The 3,836-nt window shown below is 74.5% G+C and carries 3 protein-coding genes; 1 reads left to right on the plus strand and 2 read right to left on the minus strand.

From position 1 onward, the window contains the following. Positions 1-58: 58 nt before the first annotated feature. Positions 59-1,162 (minus strand): phosphatase PAP2 family protein, encoded by a 1,104-nt coding sequence (locus tag ACWF9Z_RS32635; protein ID WP_453608394.1) that lies wholly within the window; start codon positions 1,160-1,162, stop codon positions 59-61. A gap of 369 nt (positions 1,163-1,531) precedes the next feature. Next, positions 1,532-2,641: a glycosyltransferase family 39 protein gene (locus ACWF9Z_RS32640; protein ID WP_453608397.1), complete on the minus strand. Its 1,110-nt coding sequence runs from the start codon at positions 2,639-2,641 to the stop codon at positions 1,532-1,534. Between the two features lie 296 nt (positions 2,642-2,937). On the opposite strand from ACWF9Z_RS32640, the gene ACWF9Z_RS32645 reads away from it, so the two are divergent. Further along, a partial coding sequence (locus tag ACWF9Z_RS32645) for an MFS transporter (RefSeq protein WP_453608400.1) occupies positions 2,938-3,836 on the plus strand: 899 nt, incomplete at its 3' end.

The raw sequence follows: 3,836 nt of genomic DNA on the forward strand, positions 1-3,836 counted from the left end.
CCCCGCCCCCCCCCCCCCCCCCCCGTCGTGAGCGGAGAGGGTGTGCGTACCGTCCCGCTCAGCCGCCGGCGGCCGGACGGGCCGCCGCGCCGCGCACCGGGGCGCGTTCGGCCATGACCGGGCGGCGGCCGCCGGCCGGGGTGGCCGGGGGCCGCTCCGAGCGGACCGGGTGCGGCCGGGCGGCGAGGTGACCGGCGGTCCGGGCCGGCGCGTGGTGCCCGGCGGACACCGCGACGCCGACCGGGACGACCGCGCCGGCCGGGCCGGGGACCGGTACGGCGGACACCGGCGCTTCCCCGGGCCGTACGGACGGGCCCGCGGGACGCTGGAAGCGCCACTTGCCGCCCGCCGAGAGCAGCGGGACGAGCACGCCCGTGAGGGGCTCGGGCACCCGCCCGGCCTCCACGAGGGAGCGCAGCCGGGCGCGCAGGCCGAACACGTAGGCCTCGACCCGGGCGGTGAGCGGCTCGCACCACGGCAGCGCCAGCAGCACGAGCAGGCCCGCGGACCAGCCGAGCAGCACGTCGCTGACCCAGTGGGTGCCGAGGTAGACGGTGGTGGCGCCGACGCTCAGCGAGACGACCGCGGACACCACGGAGAGCACCCGCCGGGTGACCACGGTGGAAGCCAGGTAGGCCAGGATTCCCCAGGTCACGACGGCGTTGGCGGTGTGGCCGGAAGGAAATATATCGCCGCCGGCGAAGAGTTCGGCGGAGCCGATCTGGGTGGCGTAGTGCGGACCGAGCCGGCCGAGGCCGAGCTTGACGGCGCCGACGGTGATGTTGAGCAGCAGCAGGGCCACGCCGAGGGTGATCAGCGGGCGCAGCGTGTGCTGCCGCCAGGAACGCCAGCCGAGCCAGGCCGCGACCATGACCGCGGTGGGTCCGCGCTGGCCCAGCACGACGAGGTAGTCGAGGAAGGCGTGCAGTTGCGGCCACTGCTCGTACGGCCGGAAGAACATGATCTGCCAGTCCAGGCGGACGAGCCAGGAGGTGGTCAGTACGGCCACGACGATCGCGAGGTAGAAGCCGAGGGTCGCCCCGAGGAGCACGACGCGGTGCCGGCTCATCTGCGGCGTCTGCAGATGAGCCGGTCGCTCTGGTTCCCGGTCCAGCCGGGCGAACACCCGCTCCAGTCTGGGCAGGATTTGATCGGTACGCACTCAATCGACGTTACCGCGCGGCGCTGGGCGCCCCGGTCGAATCGCGGGGTTTGTGACGACCATGTGATGTGGAGTTGGTCTCACGCGGGACTTAATTCCGGGCATTTGGTCTTTGGTTTGCGCGAAGCCGGTCCCTTGCTCCGGCCTTTTCTTCGCATACTCGTCCGCGCTTTATCCGCAGGGCTCAATTCTTTTACTCAAAGATGGAACGGAATGGTCCCTTCCGTGACGTCGGCCCCGCGGTGCCCGCGGCGTCCGGAGGGGACCGCGCCGCCCCGCGCCGTCCCGCGCCGCCCCGCGCCGCCCCGCGCCGTCCCCGGGCAGTGCCCGCGCAGCGCCCGCGCAGCGCCCGCGCAGCGCCCTCGGGGCCTACGGCGGACCCGAGCCGTTCAGCCAGAAGGCCCCGTACACCGCCGAGACGACGGCCAGCGCGCCGAGCACCGCGGCCGCCCGCCCCGTCCGCCACGTGGCCAGCGCCACCGCCGGCGGGAACACCAGCGGGAAGGCCGGCAGCAGCAGACGGGGCTTGGAGCCGAAGTAGCCGGACGCGCACAGGGCCAGCGCCACGACGATCCCGCAGTAGACGAGGAGCGGGACCGGCTGCCGTCCCCGTACGCAGAGCCCGTACAGCCACAGCACCAGTACGACTCCGGCGATCAGACCGATCCCGGCGAGGAAGGCCGAGGAGGCCAGCCGGGCCCCGACGAAACGGGCGAAGGCCCAGCCTCCGTCGAAGCCGTTGCCCCAGCCGGCCTGTACGTCCAGGTACCCGGCCACCCCGCCGCCGGTGCGCGCGCCGACCCACAGGACGTACGCCGCCGCGCCCAGCGGAGCCAGCAGCGCCCCGGCCAGCGGCCGCCCGCCGCGCTCCCCCCGGCGCACGGCCAGGGCCGCGGCCACCCAGACCGCCGCGACCACCGCGGCCCCGACCGGGCGGGTCAGCCCCGCCCCCGCCGCGAGCAGACCGGCCGTGAGCCAGCGGCCGCGCAGGGCCCCGTAGAGGCTCCAGACGGCGAGCGCGGTGAACAGCGACTCGCTGTACGCCATCGACTGCACGATCGCGACGGGCAGCGCGGCCCACAGCGCGACGGCGAGCACCCCGGTCCGGCGGCCGTACAGGAGGTCGGCGACGGCGAAGATCCCCCAGGCCGCGGCGAGCCCGGCGACCGCCGAGACCACCAGGCCGGCGGATCCGTGGCCGAGCCCGGTGACGGCCGAGACCAGGCGCTCCAGCCAGGGCAGCAGCGGGAAGAAGGCCAGGTTGGAGTGGACGTCCCCGTTGGGGAGGGCCACCTCGTACCCGTAGCCCTCGGCGGCGATGCGGGCGTACCAGAGGGAGTCCCACCGCGCCGAGAGCAGCGTGTGGGGGCTGCTGCCGGCCACGGCCCCCCACACCGCGAGCACCGCCAGCCCGGACAGCCGGACCGCCGCGAAGACGGCCAGGGCGGGCGCGGCCCGACGAAATCCAAGATCCTTCACGGCATGATTATCGGTGGCGGGGCGGACGCGGGGCCGCGTGCCCGCGGGCACCGGGCGCGGAGCGAGGCGTCGCGCGGGGGCCGCCGCCGGGGAATTGGCGCGAAACGAGTGGCGTACACCACACCGCGGCCGACGGTGCGATGAGAGCTTGACCACGTGTCGGACAGCCGAACTCGCGTACGCTGACCGTTCACTCGCGAGTCGACGCCGGACCCCGTAGGAAGCCCGCCTTTCCCCCTGTGGCTCCGAAAGACGCAGGTCCGCCGAGTGCGAGGGATCACCTGGGAGGTACATGCATGTCGGGGACGAACGTGGCCGGCGACAGGACCCCTTCCCCCTGGCAGCGACTGCGTCGGCTCGGCGCGGCCTCCGGCGGGGCGAACCGCTGGGCCGTCCTCGCGGTCCTGTGCATCAGTCTGGTTCTCGTCGCGCTCGACGCGACGATCCTGCACGTGGCCGTCCCCTCCGTCACCGAAGACCTGCGGCCCGGCTCGATCGAGCTCCTGTGGATCGTCGACGCCTATCCCCTCGTCTGCGCCGCCCTCCTGATCCTCTTCGGCACCCTCGGCGACCGCGTCGGCCGCCGCCGCGTCCTGCTCCTCGGCTACGGCCTCTTCGGCGTGGCCTCGGCCGTCGCCGCCCTCGCCGACAACGCCCAGGTCCTCATCGCCGCCCGCGCCCTGCTCGGCGTCGGCGGCGCGATGATCATGCCGGCCACCCTGTCGATCCTGCGCCAGGTCTTCCCCGACCGGCGGGAGCGGGCGCTGGCCATCGGCATCTGGACCGCCGTCGCCGCCATCGGCGCGGCGAGCGGGCCGGTCCTCGGCGGATTCCTCGTCCAGCACTTCTGGTGGGGCTCCGTCTTCCTCATCAACATCCCGCTGATGATCCTGCTCCTGCCCCTGGGCCGGTGGCTGCTGCCCGAGTCCAGGGGCGGCTCGGACGGTCCCTGGGACGTGCTCGGCGCGCTGATGGCCGCCGCCGGTGTCCTGGGCGCCGTCCTCGGCATCAAGCGCTTCGGCGCGGAGCGGCACCTCACCGACCTCCACGCGCTGGTCCCGCTGGTGATCGGGGTGGGGCTGCTGGTGCTCTTCGTGGGCCGCCCGCAACGGCGCCCCCCCCCCCCGGAGGAACATCCGATGTTAGGCCCGCCCCCCCTCCCCCCCACCGTGGGGGGGCTCGGTGGGGGCCGGCA

Source organism: Streptomyces sp. NPDC054961, from assembly GCF_053609145.1.